The sequence below is a fragment of the Oscillatoria sp. CS-180 genome, from assembly GCF_028330965.1.
Taxonomy (GTDB): Bacteria; Cyanobacteriota; Cyanobacteriia; order Phormidesmidales; family Phormidesmidaceae; genus Halomicronema.
In genome coordinates this window covers 85,471-99,852 of sequence record NZ_JAQMUB010000043.1, presented here as the reverse complement: position 1 = coordinate 99,852, position 14,382 = coordinate 85,471, and the positions used below count along the sequence as shown (strand labels likewise).

The following is a 14,382-nucleotide window of genomic DNA, read 5'->3' as shown; positions in this document are numbered from 1 at the left end:
CATTAGGCTCAACCTTCCTGCAGCTAGCGGTTGCTAAGCAATAAACCTAACGACGCCACTGTACCTTAGGAAGAATTTGGCTTTTATCGACTCGTTCTTTGTACTTCATCGCAAAGTTAAGAAGCGAATCAATCAGGGAGTCGGACAAATAGTGAGGCTGTAAGCCTAGATCCAGCAGGCTAGTATTCTTAGCGTTGAAGTAGTGATCCTCCGATTCCACACGAGGATTGTCTAGGTTCTTAATCTCAACATCGAGACCTAGCGCATTGCCTGCCTTCTTCACCGTCATAGCAAGGTCGCTGACGCTGAACATCTCAGTGAACTGGTTGAAAACGCGGAACTCTCCAGAATTGGCAGGGTTGTTGACCGCAATTTCAATACACCGAACCGTATCGCGAATGTCGAGGAAAGCACGGGTCTGCCCGCCTTTGCCGTAAACCGTTAACGGATGGCCCACGGCAGCCTGAATGCAGAAGCGATTGAGCGCGGTACCAAACACGCCATCGTAGTCCAGACGGTTGATCAACAGCTCATCCATGCCAGTTTCTTCGGTCAACACGCCGTATACAACCCCTTGGTTGAGGTCAGTTGCACGAAGTCCCCAAATTTTGCAAGCGAAGTGAATGTTGTGAGAGTCGTGCACCTTCGACAGGTGGTAAAAGGAACCGGGTTGCTTAGGATACGGCAGGGTATCCTTGCGACCGTTATGCTCAATCGTGATGTAGCCTTCTTCAATGTCAATATTGGGCGTGCCATATTCGCCCATCGTGCCAAGTTTCACAAGGTGACAGTCGGGGAAATGATCCCGCAAGGCGTAGAGTAGATTGAGATTACCAATAACGTTATTGGCTTGTGTCAGGACGGCATGTTCTCGATCAATCATTGAGAAGGGGGCAGAACGCTGCTCCCCAAAATGCACAACTGCATCTGGCTGAAATTGCAGCAGCGCTTTCTCAAGGTAGGGATAGTCGTTGAGATCTCCGACAAAAAGATCAATATCTTTGCCCGTCAAATCTTTCCAGCGCTGAAGTCTGGATTGAATAGGGGCAATTGGAGTCAGGGTGTCGACACAAAGTTGTCCATCCCAATGACGCCGAACTAGGCTATCAAAAATGCCTACTTCGTAACCTCGATTAGACAAATGAAGCGCTGTTGCCCAACCGCAATAACCGTCGCCGCCGATGACTAGGACTCTCATATTAATCAATCAAACACTTCGCTAATACCCGCTTAATTTATCAGCTTTATGTCCCCTAAACATAGCTTTCCTAGAAAAAGTAGGTCGCGAATCGGTTGAGCGCGATCGCAATACTGTAACTTACGAGCGAAGGAAAAAGACCTCATAACTCATCAGTTCCCCTTCACAGTTTGGGGCAGGTCAGCTTTGCTATTTGTGGCTCGTTGGATTACAAATTTTTCAGCCGAAATAGCCAAATCTGAGTCGTTTGTTCGTCAGAAAAGTTATCGTCACTGATTAGCCATAAGCTACGGGTTCCGTCGGAGAAAGGCGGACCCAGGGTCATTCCCTCCAAGTTGTCGATCGCCTCGACAGGACTATCTAGGGTATTGAAATCCAACATTAATTGCTTTCGAATCGGGTTGATGCCCGCCAAAGACGGTAGCGCTACTCGGTTAGAAATGTCGGTTGCTCCTCCAGTCGCCAGCTGAAAAAGCTTGATTTCAAACCCGCGAATTCCATACACTCGCTCTAGCGCCAAGAAATGCCCACCCTGATCAACTGCCACCAGTTCTGTCAGGCCACTGCTAACAGCACCCATCGGTTCCAAGCTCAGAGGGTAAGCATGCTCCGCAATGAAGGTGGATTGATCAGGGCCAATCAGATAGTGCAAGAAGCGGTTTGTCAGCGGATTTTCAGGATTAGGGTCGAAATCTTGCGCCAGAGCAGATTCAGTTGCCACAAACAATCGAAAGGGTTCGAAAGCGCCTGCACTAGAAAACAAGCCTAGTGTCAGTGCTTCAAGCCCTTGATTGCTGCGAACGCCTTTGACGATCTCAACGCCGTCTTCATCCGTCTCAGGAATCAATCTGTCTGGCAGCCTGAATTCTGTTCTCAAGACCCCTGTATCCAGGTCATATTCGTTGAGTGCTGGGGGTGACTGGGCCTCCGCCAAACCTTCGCTAGAGATAAATACGCTCTGGCGGGGGGAAAGCACAATCCCCTCTGAATCAAGACGATTGATTGGGTACTCAGTGCCTGTTGAATCTTTCAAGGTGGTAACAGCTTGCACTTCAACTGACAGAATTTTGGGTGCTTCAGAATTCTTTAAGTCCGTTTGGATATCAAGGGTATAAAAACGTGGCGGCGACAACTGACCCTTGTCATCCGAAACGGCATAAAACACATTTCGGTTGCTGTCATAGGCGATCGCTGACAGTCCGCCAACAGGCGTGCCTTCAAAGGATTGCTTCGGCAGCGTCACAACGTCCACCAATTCAACCTCTAGGGGCAAGAAGAGGCGGGACTCAGCGCTGACCTGAGGCAGTGAACACCCGACTAGCCAGAGGACTGAAAGCACTGCCAATAGTACCTTCCTTTTGATGAAGTGCGGCCAGACAGCGATCGCACGAGAGCCGTATCGAACAAAGTGCTTGATGCTAACCTGAGCAGCGTTCTTCACCGTAACCTACCTTTGCGATTCCCTGAATGCTATGACCGTTACCCGTTCCACGAGGACAGGACGGCAAGTCATCTGACTATACCTAAAGGGTACCGTCCCTAGCCTTAGATTTTTTGGCTTGGAGTGAGCGTAATCACGCATATTCCTTTCATCAAGAGGAATGACCAGGATTTAATTCTGAGGATATTACGGTTCGAGGGCCATCAACAGAAGAGCTATAACGATCGTTCAGATTCCTTCACCGTAACTTTAAAAAGTGAACTACCTATCGTTTGATTCAGCTCTTTTATTAGCTAGAACGGCTCCCGTTGCGATCGCGGTTCTAGATCAAGAACTCAAGTATCTCGCACACAGTCCTCGCTGGATCTCTGACTATGCCCTTCAGAATCAGTCAAGTCTCATCGGGCGCTGCCACTACGAGGTTTTTCCCGAAATACCTGATCGCTGGAAGGATCATCATCAGAGAGCTTTGAAAGGTGAAGTTTTAAATTCTGAAGCGGAAGTGGCATCCAAAGATGATGCGTTTAATCGCCAGTCTGGGATCATCGATCATCTGAGGTGGGCGCTCTATCCCTGGACAAAAGATGACCATGAGATCGGCGGCATCGTCATGGTCACCGAAGCCCGAACTGAAAACAAACGTCTGGAAGACAAGCTGGAAGTTGCTCAGCATCTATTTCACGCCTTTATGAACAACACTGCGGCAGTTGCGTTCATGAAGGATGTAGAAGGTAAATACGTTTACACCAATCGAGAAATGCACCGTATGTTCTCGACCAGCCATGACGACATTAATGGCAAAACTGACTTTGACTGGCTACCTAAAAATATCGCCCGAGCCGTACGGGCCAGTGACATCAAGGTGCTCAACACGGGGCAAAAGCTCCAGCAAATTGAAATGGTCCCCACTCCAGACGGAGAAGAGCATCACTGGCTCGTCTACAAATTTCCGTTTGTTGATGATCATGGAGAAAGTCATGTTGGCGGCGTCGCTTTCGACGTCACTGAACAGAAACGGCTCGAAACCCAACTCAGCAAAGAAAGAGATTTTGCCCATACAACGCTGGCCTCAATTGGTGATGCTGTCATCGCCACTGATAGAAGAGGGCGTGTAGAGTACATGAATCCCAAGGCCGAAGAAATGACCGAATACACCCTTGAGGAAGCGTACGGCCACTCTATCCTTTCAATTCTCAAACTGGTGGATGCCGACACTCGTGAACCGCTTGAAAGTCCAGTCCATCGAGCGATTAAAACTAGAAAGTCATCAGGTATTCCTGACAACACACTGCTCATCTCAGCAACCAACCGAGAGCGAGGTATTCAAGATTCAGCCGCTCCCATCTTCAACGTTGATGGTGAACTGACGGGCGTAGTCATTGTTTTTCATGACGTCACCGAGGCCCGACAACTCTCTAGACAGTTGGCTGAACAAGCTAGTCAGGATTCATTGACGGGCGTGATGAATCGGGGAGCCTTTGAAGTTCGTTTGAGTCAAGTTGTGGTTGATGCACAGCAGGACAATACGATTCATTCACTATGCTATCTGGACCTTGACCAATTCAAAGTCATCAACGACACCTGCGGACATTCAGCAGGGGATCAGCTGCTTCAACAAGTCGCTATGCTCATTCAAGGTGGATTGCGTAAGACCGATATTCTGGCTCGTTTGGGCGGAGACGAGTTTGGCATTCTACTGATGGATTGCAACGTCGCTCAAGCCCTCAAGGTCATCAATGACATTCGACAAACCCTGCTTGAGTTCCGCTTTGTTCACAAGAACCGTTCGTTTAATGTTGGCTGCTCTGCTGGCGTCACCGAAATTAATGCGCAGGTGAGGGACGGAGTCGAAGTGCTGGGACATGCAGATGTTGCTTGCTATGCAGCTAAAGATAACGGACGAAATCGGGTGCATGTTTATCGTAAAAATGACGCTGAACTGGCAAAACAGCGACAAGAACGGCAATGGATTATTGACATTCAAGATGCTCTGGAGGAAGAGCGATTCGTTCTCTGCTATCAGCCCATCCAGTCGATCTCAACTCATGAGAAAAGGCACCATGAGGTACTCCTGCGCATGATAGATCGAGAAGGCACAAAAATTTCTCCCAATGTGTTCATTCCTGCGGCAGAGCGCTACAACAAGATGGCAGAGGTCGATCGCTGGGTTATCAGTCGATTCTTTCAAGAGCTGACATCCTGTTTGCCGCAAGATGACTCTCGCATGTACGCGATCAACATTTCAGGCAGCACGATTACCGATGAAACTTTTCTCCAATTTCTGAGAGCGCAGCTAGAGGAATATCAGGTGAATCCGAAACAGCTATGCTTTGAAATTACAGAGACTTGTGCCATCTCCAATTTCCACACGGCGAAGGCATTCATCAACAACCTCAAAGAAATTGGGTGTCAGTTTGCTTTAGACGATTTCGGAACAGGCATGTCGTCTTTTACCTATCTCAAGCATCTGGAGGCGGTCGATTACGTCAAAATTGACGGTAATTTCGTGCGCTCTATCGGTGAAAGTCCTAGAAATCAAACTATTGTCGAGGCTATTCATCGGATTGCTTCTGTGCACGACATGAAAACGATCGCCGAGTTTGTGGAAGACAAAGCTATTCTCGAAAAACTGAGAACCATAGGCATTGACTTCGCCCAGGGATATGCCATTGGGGAACCCAAACAAGAGTTAAGCTGCTCGTATAGCTACTTCAACAAGGGCGCTTAATTCTGCCGTCTGCCGTTTGCTTTAGGGACATTTTCTTCAGCTCAATATTGCGTTTCCTAGCTACGACAAACCTCTCGATGCCAGCGAGGTCGCGCTCACTTTGAATCGCCACGTATTGATGGGTCTCTGCCAGTAGTGTCATAACTTTAGAAGCTTGATTGGCCATCAATTCAGTGATCCAGAGACCATCTGGGCGCAAATACTGAGGGGCTTCCTGAATCAGATGCTGAACGGCAGTTAGACCATCCTCACCCCCATCTAGCGCTAGTAGTGGCTCATGCTGAGAAACTTCAGGAGACAGGGTCGGAATGATGGCGTTGGGAATGTATGGCGGGTTAGAGACAATGCCTGTCAGCTGGCCGCGCAAATGGGACAACGGCTCAAACCAAGATCCATTCAAAAACTGAATGCGATCGCTCAGTCCGTTCTCTTTCGCATTCCGTTGAGCCATCTCCAGGGCTGCCACACTGATATCCACTGCCAGAATTTCAGCCTGGGGAAAGGCTTCGGCTAAACCTAGCGCGATCGCACCGCTGCCCGTTCCGAGATCGACCCAGATACCCTGCGTTAACTGCTCAGCCTGGGGGGATTGCGCTACTATTGCTGCCGCCAACTCAACGATGAGTTCTGTTTCAGGACGGGGGATTAGGACTGCGGGAGAGACGTGCAACGTGAAATTGCGCCACTGCGTTTTTCCCACAAGGTGCTGGACGGGAACACGGTCACGAATGCGCCGCTGCCATAAGGTCCTCAACTCAGCCAGGGGAACGGCTGATGGCACTTCAGATTGGTGAGCTAGCGTTCCTAAGCGAATAGCCAGCGACTCCAGTTGGCAGACCTGTTGCAGCAGCCAGTCCACTTCAGCGACATCAATTTGATGCGATTGCGCGTCTGCGATTGCCTGCGATCGCCACGTCCACAGCGCTGAACCTGAGATTACGTAAGGAAAGACGGTGTTCAAATTCAACCCCTACAGCACCCGCAGCACACTTGGAACAGCTTGAATATCACCAAATCCTCGCAGTTCATTCAGAGCGCTTTGCAGGTTACTTTCTTTCACTTCGTGGGTTACCACCACAATCTCAGCAATATCGCCGCGCATATCAATCTGCACGACGGATTCAATACTGACCTCATGGTTGCCAAAGGACAGCCCGACCTGACCAATAACACCCGGCTGGTCTTTTGCCAGCAGCCGGACATAAAAGCGGCTCACAATGTCGGCCATCGGACTGACCTGACAGTAATGCTGATGGGAACAGGCCAACAGTGGATTTTGGGTTTTTGACTGAGGTTCAACGACTTGAGAGGTCAGCATTCCAGCAATATTCAGAACGTCGGACACCACGGCACTTGCCGTCGGTCCTGATCCTGCTCCTGGCCCAAAGAACATGACCTGACCAATGGGGTCGCCTTCTACCAGAATGGCGTTATAGACGTCGTTGACGCTAGCCAAAGGATGATGCTTTGGCACTAACGTAGGGTGAACCCGCAGCTGTAGATGCTCTAGTACATCATTGGAGACGGGGCAGGTATCCCGGCGGGCGATCGCCAGCAGCTTGATCACAAATCCCAGTCGTTCAGCGTAGGCAATATCAGCGGCGCTAACCTGGCGAATCCCCTCACAAAAGACTTCCGACAGTTTAATGCGTCCACCAAAGGCCAGGGACGCCAGAATGGCAATCTTGTCAGCTGCGTCTAGACCATCGACATCGGCAGTGGGATCAGCTTCGGCATAGCCGAGGGCCTGAGCGTCTCTGAGAATGGGTTCAAAATCACCGCCTTCTTCCTGCATCCGGGTCAGGATGTAGTTGGTTGTGCCATTGACGATCCCCGTGACGGCATGAATGCGGTTAACACCTAATGCCTGCTTCAATGGCTGAATGACAGGAATTCCACCCCCAACGGCAGCTTCTAGCAAAACGTAGACGCCGGCGTCGTTGGCTGCCGTAAAGATTTCATCGCCATAGCGAGCAATAACAGCTTTGTTTGCCGTAACCACGTGCTTGCCCTGATGGATGGCCTTCAAAATGAGAGAACGGGCAGGTTCCAATCCGCCAATTAGCTCAACCACAATGTCCAAATCGGGATCGGCAACGATAGCTTCCAAATCTGTCGTCAAGAGATGGGGCGGAATATCGACTTCACGTGGCTTGTCGAGCGATCGCACGCCCACCCGCCCCATTTCCAGCTTGCTGACTAGAGGATGTCGCTCTGATGGGTCGAGCAAAATTTTTGCCACCCCTGTACCAACCGTACCCAACCCCAACAGACCTAGTTTGACCGTCACCTTTTACCCCTGTCTTTCGTACAGTGTCACTCTCATGGTAGGGGATGGTCTGCCATTACAAAAACCGGAGAAGCCAGAAGGCTTCTCCGGTTTTGACTACCCTAAATACGGGCATTTCATGCTGAGGCTAACTGTAAATGGAAGCCCCTAGTAGGTTTCTACGTGCCAGCGGTGCTCTTTCTTCATCTGCTTACGGAAATCATCCCAGTTAACGCCGTTCTTCTCGGCCTCAGCCGAAAGCGCTTCATCGATGCCGTCTTCCATTCCCTTCAGACCACACATATAAGTGTGAGTCTTAGGATTCTGCATGAGCTCCCAAATGCGAGCAGCATTTTCAGCAACACGGTTTTGGATATACATCTTGCCGCCCTCAGCGTTCTTCTGCTCACGACTGATGGCATAGGTTAACTCGAAGTTGTCAGGATACTTGGCCTGCAGATCTTCCAATTCTTCCTTGTACAAAATGTTGGCAGTGTAAGGAACGCCAAAGATGAGCCAGGCCTTACCCTTAAACTGATATTCAGGATTAGCTTCGCGCTCAGCGTCCTTAAACATGCGCCACAAATAGGCCCGGAAAGGTGCAATACCCGTTCCCGTCGCCAGCATGATGACGGTGGCATCCTCTTCATCAGGCAGCAGCATTTCCTTACCCACAGGCCCCGTGATCTTGATGTCAGCATCGGGTTCGATGTGGCAGAGATAGGTCGAGCAAGTCCCGTAGACGGTCTCACCCGTTTCAGGATGCTTGTATTCTAATTGGCGAACACAAAGTGAAACGGTCTTATCATCCATGTTGTCGCCATGACGGGTGGACGCAATGGAATAGAGACGCAGTTTGTGAGGTTTGCCTTTTTCGTCAGTCCCTTCAGGAATGATGCCAATACTCTGACCTTCGACATAATGCAGATCACCTTCAGACAGATCCATGGTGATATGTTGCACAATGCCCGAACCTCCTTCTTGAACCAGGGGTTCGTTGGAAATCACTTTACCGATGAAGGGATCCTTCGGACGATAAATATTGACGGGAATATCTTTCTTTGCCTTCGGCGTCGCTTGAGTCATAGACTTACCATTGTCTTGCTTTGCGGTCGCTGCAGGCGCGCTCTGCCCGTTAGTTCCGTTAGCTTCATCAACCGGACGAATACTTACGATTTCACCTCCCAAACGGGTGATACGCTGCATTTCTTGATTCATCCGACTGTAGGGAACTGTGATAAATACACTGCCACTCTGACGAATGGGCGTATTTGTCTTGTCAGTTTCAGCGTTTTGACGAAGTCCTTTTACCTCATATACAAACAGGCGACTTCCCGCTACAGAGGTGGCGTCACCACCACTTACGCTTGGATTATACATGTGCTGACTATATGGCTCCGAGAATCTAGCTTAGGTAACAGACCCTTTCTCATAAAGGCTGCAACTTAGTTATTGAATCGCAGCCAATCAGGGCTTACCAACTTTTTACTTAGCGTATCACTGTAACGGAAAACTCACCTCACGCCGCAACCCTAAGGTCACTAAAGCTTGATGAGATATGTTGAAACTATTCGGCGATCGCGACTAGCCTGCCCATCTAAATTTAACGGCATCACTCTCAAAACGTTGTTATTTTCAAAGCATTTTTAGATTTATTACGTAATTAGTGCATCAGTAATTTTAAGATGATGATTTCTTAAAATATTCAAATTTAGAATGACTTGTAAGCAGCGATACCAATTTGATACTATTCGTCGTAAGTGAGGGCGAAAGAAATCGGAATTCTCGTGTCTGGATTGATTCATGCTTACTTGGCAGCGCATCTCTTGTCACAAGTAGTGCATTCTGATAGTTCTAGTTCTGGGGTAGGGATCATTGAACCCAGCTTTCGTGTTGTGTTGACGTGATCGCAGGCTCCAAGAACCGCTAACAGTCGAATTCCAGCAAGCGACGGTCAGCGTTAGCTCTAGTCACTGCTTTATGCAGATGTTCGATGGCTTGGAGTTAGCATCGGCTCACAAAGCCTCCATTTCCTGGTTGCGACCTGAACCTAATCTCTATCGCAGTTATTATCTGTTTTGCTCGAGGAAAGCTATGACAAGTAAGCCGGATCGCGTGGTTTTAATTGGAGTTGCTGGAGACTCAGGATGTGGTAAATCCACATTTTTGAGACGGCTAGCTGATTTGTTTGGTGAGGAATTCATGACAGTCATCTGCTTAGATGACTATCACAGTCTTGATCGGAAACAGCGCAAGGCAGCAGGCGTAACTGCGTTGAATCCTAAAGCGAATAACTTTGACTTGATGTACGAGCAGGTCAAGGCTTTGAAAGAGGGTAATCCTATTGATAAGCCAATCTACAATCATGAAACAGGCGAGCTCGACCCTCCTGAGCGCATCGATCCCAACCGCATTATTGTGATTGAAGGATTGCATCCTCTCTACGATGAGCGCGTCCGTGGGCTGTTAGATTTCAGCGTTTATCTTGACATTCACGACGACGTTAAAATTGCTTGGAAAATTCAGCGGGATATGGCTGAGCGGGGGCATACCTATGAGGATGTGCTGGCGTCTATCAATGCACGTCGCCCCGATTTCGAAGCCTACATCGATGTTCAAAAGCAGTATGCCGACGTCGTTATTCAAATTCTGCCAACTCAGCTGATTCCTGACGACGAAGAGAAGAAGATTCTGCGGGTCCGTCTCTTGCAGCGTGAAGGCGTGGAAGGCTTCAATCCCGTTTATCTGTTTGATGAGGGGTCTACCATCGATTGGATTCCCTGCGGTCGTAAGCTGACTTGTTCCTTCCCCGGAATTCGGATGCACTACGGTCCCGATTCTTACTATGGTCATGAAGTATCGGTCCTTGAAATCGATGGTCAATTTGAGCGTCTAGAGGAACTCATTTACGTCGAAAGCCATCTCAGCAACACCTCCACTAGGTACTACGGTGAAATGACTGAGCTATTGCTCAAGCACCGGGAATATCCTGGCTCTAAGAACGGCAGTGGTCTGTTCCAGGTTCTGGTTGGTTTGAAGATGCGTGAGACCTACGAAAAACTGACTGCTAAAGCTCCTCAAGCCGTTAGCTAGACACTCTCAACAAAACCTTGAAAGCCGATATGCCTTGCGTGTCGGCTTTTTTGATGTCTGCTCAGCGTCATAGCTTCTGCTACCATTCATTCCTCTTTCATCCTTTCAGCAGCAATCAGGGCTGCTTGGGTGCGATCGCGCAGTCCTAAACGGCTCAAAATGCTAGTAACATGGTTTTTGACCGTTCCCTCCGATAAAAACAAAGCTTGGGCAATTTCTCGATTATTCGCTCCTTTACCGATGAGTGCCAAAACGTCTCGTTCGCGTGGCGTTAGCTCGTCCCATCCGGGGAGCACTGACTGCTTGGCAGTACTAGCTGGCTGTGGCATCACCTTTTGGAAAATGCCCGGACCAAATTGGGCATACCCTCGATGCACCGCTCGAATAGCCTGAGCAACTTCCTCTGAAGGCGTATCTTTGAGCAGGTAGCCCATAGCACCAGACTGAACCGCCTGCTGGACTAGCTCATCGTCGTCGAACGTGGTCAGCATCAGAATTTTAGGGCTGTCGTGCTGGCGTAAAATCTCTCGCGTAGCCGCGACACCATCCATGACAGGCATGCGGATATCCATCAACACGACATCGACCGAATCAGAGCTACCGAGCGATCGCTGAACTAGGGCCACTGCTTCTCGTCCATTGTTGGCCTCCCCCATGATGGTGATATCGTCTTCCAGACTGAGCAGTGCTCGCAAGCCTTGCCGTAGGATGGCCTGATCGTCCACCAGTAAAACGTTAATCGACATGACTTATGTTGCCTCCGGCGCTAACGGCAGCCAGACATGAATCGTGCAGCCTTGTCCGGGTGAACTGATGAGCTGCAGTTGTCCCCCTTCGGCCTCCGCTCGTTCCTGAATCCCTTTCAATCCAAAGCCCGTCGTATTGTCTTGAGGATGAAACCCTACCCCATTGTCTTTGACGGTGATCCCTAGGCGTGAAGGCTCAGAGAGCCGTTGCACTGTAATGGCAACCGCATCTGCCTGAGCGTGTTTACAAACGTTCGTTAACGCCTCCTGCACTATCCGATGGACCGCAAGTTTCAGCGGTTGAGAAAGGGGCACTGACTCTACAGTGACTTGGGGAACAATGCCTGTGAGTTGTTGAAAATGGTGTGAGAGAGGCGCGATCGCCGCCGCCAAATCAGGGTCTATAGGTTTTGTTTCCCTCAGCGTTGCCACCGCTTGTCGAGTTTCCTGTAGCGCGATCGATCCCATTTCTTTCGCCTGTGCGACAAACTGTCTAGCTTGTTCAGGATTGCCGTCCCACAGCTTCAGTGCTCCCTCCAGCTGAATATTAAGCCCTGTCAGGGCATGGCCCAAAGAATCATGAATGTCGCGAGCGATCCGCGCCCTCTCCTGGGCCATCGCTAAGGCTTCGATCTGATTAGCCGACTCTCGTAACTTCCGATTAGCTCGATCGAGCTCATCTCGACTTTCCCGTTCTGACAGCAGGGCATTCATCAACAGCAGCAAAAACACCAGCAGCATGATGAACATGATGATGAGGTTTAAACGAATGCCTAGTAAGTGAGGAAATAAGCGCCGTAACAGCCGCCGAGGTAGTTCTCCATTGAGCGATCTCAGCCAAGCCCGCGTAATTCCTAGAAAGAAAACGAAAGAGATGCTGGTGACAACCAAGCGTCCAGGCAGGCGAAACAGTAAACAGCTGCGCAAAACCAGCACGACATACAGCAACGGGAATAGTCGCAGTCCCATGCTCCCCAATCGACCTGCTAGATAAACCAGCGTTAGCTGTAGGAAAACATGGGCAATTTTCAATCCCAGCGGTCTAATCGGTAGCCTTAGCCCCAGCACGGCAAAACCGATAATGGCGAGGAGGGAAAGGGTTGATGTGCTCTCAACTTCAGTCATGAGAGCGGGCACAAGCTCACCGAAAAGCGCGATTCCTAATAGTGTCCATTCCACATACAGCAAGAAACGAAATGGATGGTTGGCTGGACGAATCGTAAAATCGGTTGACATGGCTCAACGTGGGGGAGATTTCCTCTCCTCTATGTAAGCCCAATTCATGAAAGATCAGGCATGACCAAAGTCATGGGCAGAAACATGACCTCTTTCCCCCTTTTTACCAGCTTGTATTTTCTAGATTGAAATCGTTTCCGTTCAATCCTTTTCTCAACAGGAGATTTTCCATGAAACGTTTTCTTCAAATGGGTTTGGCAGGTTTGGCAGCGATCGCGGCTACAGCCAGCGTTCTGACAGTTGCCCCTCAGGCGATCGCCCAAACGCCGCGCATTCTAGAAGAACTTGACCTCACCGACGAGCAGCGAGAGCAAGTTCAAGACATCTTTGCCGAGCGACGGGAAGACATCAGCGATATTTTGACAGACGAACAACGAGAGCAATTTCAGGAGGTTTATCAAGAGGAACAAGACTTTCGGTCTGCGGTTGCGGCAATGGATACGCTAACGGATGAACAAAAGACTGACATTCGGGCCTTGGTTCAAAGTGCTCGGGACGACATTGCTGATGTCCTGACTGAAGAGCAACTCGCGGAGCTGCGTGAAATAGCTCAAGAACGTCGGCAAAATCGTCGTAATCAATAAGCACTGCGGGCCAATGTCGCTGTAGACTCTCAGCCTTCTGGCTTAGGTTACACTCAGATCTTGCAGTTGTCCCGACATTGCCTGACTTGGCCCCCCTGCCCCCCAAATTTGGGGGGTTCTGAGGTCGAAGTCCCCCAGAATTGGGGGGGCAGGGGCAAATGCAGGATGCCGATGTACTAGTGCAAGATCTCAGTTACACCTCTCTCCGGAAACCCGACATCTGACACTGAATTCCTCAATAAGCAAAAACGCTGAGGAACTCCCATGTCTGGTAACTATCGCTATAACCACACCTCAAAACGGGCCATTCGGCGCAACCGTTATAAATCTCCCTATAAGCCTGTGAATCGGGGAAAGCCCAGACGTTCTAGAGGTGCAGGAACCAACTAAGTTCTTGACAAATTGCTCATGAATTTTACCTTTGACCTCGGCCTGAGATGTGCGATCGCATACCTCAGGCTGTTTTGTGTTCAGTCAATTCCAAACCCCAAAATCGAGCGCGGTTAGCCGTCGCCAGTTCCGTTAGGACAAGACGGCAAGCCATCTGGCTTATGCTAAGCATCTGGATGCTACTGGGAATGCACAAACCTAGATGGCTACAGCTATACCATCTCTCAAAACAAGTCTGACACAACATTAGGGTCGAGATTGAAGAAGGCGGTAAGCTGGACGGAAGTAGAGTTTGTGGACACGACTGCCATGATTCAACTGAGCCAAAGCGTTATTCGCGAGTTAAAGCGTCTGGAAGCCAAGGATCCCTATGGCAGTGGTGTTGTGCGGCTCGCGATCGCCCCTGGTGGCTGTTCTGGCCTTGTGTACGATTGGCAGTTTCGGCAAGCAGCCAAGCCAACCGACCAAGTCCTCAAAATCGATCAGCTCAAGGTGGTGATTTCAGAAGACCATCTGGCTCAGTGCGAAGGGCTGGCGATCGACTACTCAGAAGATCTGATGGGCGGCAACTTTAGATTTACCAATCCCCTCGCTAAGCAAGTTTGCGGTTGCGGTGCATCCTTCAGCTTGGAAGAAACACCTATCGAGCAGACTGATGATTGTTCTCACATCACGTCCGGTTGATCGTCCACTTCTA

General features: G+C 49.7%; 11 protein-coding genes. 4 read left to right on the top strand and 7 right to left on the bottom strand.

The features are described 5' to 3' along the window. Positions 1–46: 46 nt before the first annotated feature. Both PN498_RS10695 and PN498_RS10690 read right to left on the bottom strand, forming a co-directional pair. Positions 47–1,198: a UDP-sulfoquinovose synthase gene (locus PN498_RS10695; protein ID WP_272062736.1), complete on the bottom strand. Its 1,152-nt coding sequence runs from the start codon at positions 1,196–1,198 to the stop codon at positions 47–49. A gap of 208 nt (positions 1,199–1,406) precedes the next feature. Further along, on the bottom strand, positions 1,407–2,639 hold the full coding sequence (locus PN498_RS10690; RefSeq protein ID WP_272062734.1) for an esterase-like activity of phytase family protein: 1,233 nt from the start codon (positions 2,637–2,639) through the stop codon (positions 1,407–1,409). 256 nt (positions 2,640–2,895) lie between these two features. Here PN498_RS10690 and PN498_RS10685 point away from each other — a divergent pair, with 256 nt between their 5' ends. Beyond that, the gene (locus PN498_RS10685) at positions 2,896–5,367 is read left to right on the top strand and encodes a bifunctional diguanylate cyclase/phosphodiesterase (protein WP_272062733.1); all 2,472 of its coding nucleotides are present in this window, start codon (positions 2,896–2,898) and stop codon (positions 5,365–5,367) included. Here the strand turns inward: PN498_RS10685 and prmC are convergent. From prmC to petH, 3 genes are all read right to left on the bottom strand, one after another. Beyond that, positions 5,351–6,328, bottom strand: coding sequence for a peptide chain release factor N(5)-glutamine methyltransferase (gene prmC / locus PN498_RS10680; RefSeq protein WP_272062732.1), 978 nt, complete (start codon positions 6,326–6,328; stop codon positions 5,351–5,353). The genes PN498_RS10685 and prmC overlap by 17 nt on opposite strands. A 9-nt stretch (positions 6,329–6,337) precedes the next feature. Continuing rightward, positions 6,338–7,657, bottom strand: a complete 1,320-nt coding sequence (locus PN498_RS10675) for a homoserine dehydrogenase (RefSeq protein ID WP_272062731.1) — start codon at positions 7,655–7,657, stop codon at positions 6,338–6,340. A 147-nt stretch (positions 7,658–7,804) separates the two neighbouring features. Then, positions 7,805–9,016, bottom strand: a complete 1,212-nt coding sequence (gene petH / locus PN498_RS10670; protein WP_272062730.1) for a ferredoxin--NADP reductase — start codon at positions 9,014–9,016, stop codon at positions 7,805–7,807. Positions 9,017–9,730: 714 nt separating this feature from the next. Here petH and PN498_RS10665 point away from each other — a divergent pair. Further along, the gene (locus PN498_RS10665; protein ID WP_272062729.1) at positions 9,731–10,729 is read left to right on the top strand and encodes a phosphoribulokinase; all 999 of its coding nucleotides are present in this window, start codon (positions 9,731–9,733) and stop codon (positions 10,727–10,729) included. Between the two features lie 86 nt (positions 10,730–10,815). Here the strand turns inward: PN498_RS10665 and PN498_RS10660 are convergent, their stop codons facing one another. Further along, positions 10,816–11,475, bottom strand: a complete 660-nt coding sequence (locus tag PN498_RS10660; RefSeq protein ID WP_272062728.1) for a response regulator transcription factor — start codon at positions 11,473–11,475, stop codon at positions 10,816–10,818. 3 nt (positions 11,476–11,478) lie between these two features. Next, positions 11,479–12,711, bottom strand: coding sequence for a sensor histidine kinase (locus tag PN498_RS10655; RefSeq protein WP_272062727.1), 1,233 nt, complete (start codon positions 12,709–12,711; stop codon positions 11,479–11,481). Positions 12,712–12,881: 170 nt separating this feature from the next. On the opposite strand from PN498_RS10655, the gene PN498_RS10650 reads away from it, so the two are divergent. Continuing rightward, complete coding sequence (locus PN498_RS10650) at positions 12,882–13,295, top strand: Spy/CpxP family protein refolding chaperone (protein ID WP_272062726.1); 414 nt, start codon at positions 12,882–12,884, stop codon at positions 13,293–13,295. A gap of 699 nt (positions 13,296–13,994) precedes the next feature. Then, complete coding sequence (locus PN498_RS10645) at positions 13,995–14,369, top strand: HesB/IscA family protein (protein WP_272062725.1); 375 nt, start codon at positions 13,995–13,997, stop codon at positions 14,367–14,369. The last annotated feature ends 13 nt before the right edge of the window (positions 14,370–14,382 follow it).

What these genes read in the sequence shown, in the direction of transcription:
- PN498_RS10695 (WP_272062736.1), bottom strand. Translation starts at nt 1,198, where the DNA reads ATGAGAGTCCTAGTCATCGGCGGCGACGGTTATTGCGGTTGGGCAACA.
- petH (WP_272062730.1), bottom strand. Translation starts at nt 9,016, where the DNA reads ATGTATAATCCAAGCGTAAGTGGTGGTGACGCCACCTCTGTAGCGGGA.
- PN498_RS10665 (WP_272062729.1), top strand. Translation starts at nt 9,731, where the DNA reads ATGACAAGTAAGCCGGATCGCGTGGTTTTAATTGGAGTTGCTGGAGAC.
- PN498_RS10660 (WP_272062728.1), bottom strand. Translation starts at nt 11,475, where the DNA reads ATGTCGATTAACGTTTTACTGGTGGACGATCAGGCCATCCTACGGCAA.
- PN498_RS10655 (WP_272062727.1), bottom strand. Translation starts at nt 12,711, where the DNA reads ATGTCAACCGATTTTACGATTCGTCCAGCCAACCATCCATTTCGTTTC.
- PN498_RS10650 (WP_272062726.1), top strand. Translation starts at nt 12,882, where the DNA reads ATGAAACGTTTTCTTCAAATGGGTTTGGCAGGTTTGGCAGCGATCGCG.
- PN498_RS10645 (WP_272062725.1), top strand. Translation starts at nt 13,995, where the DNA reads ATGATTCAACTGAGCCAAAGCGTTATTCGCGAGTTAAAGCGTCTGGAA.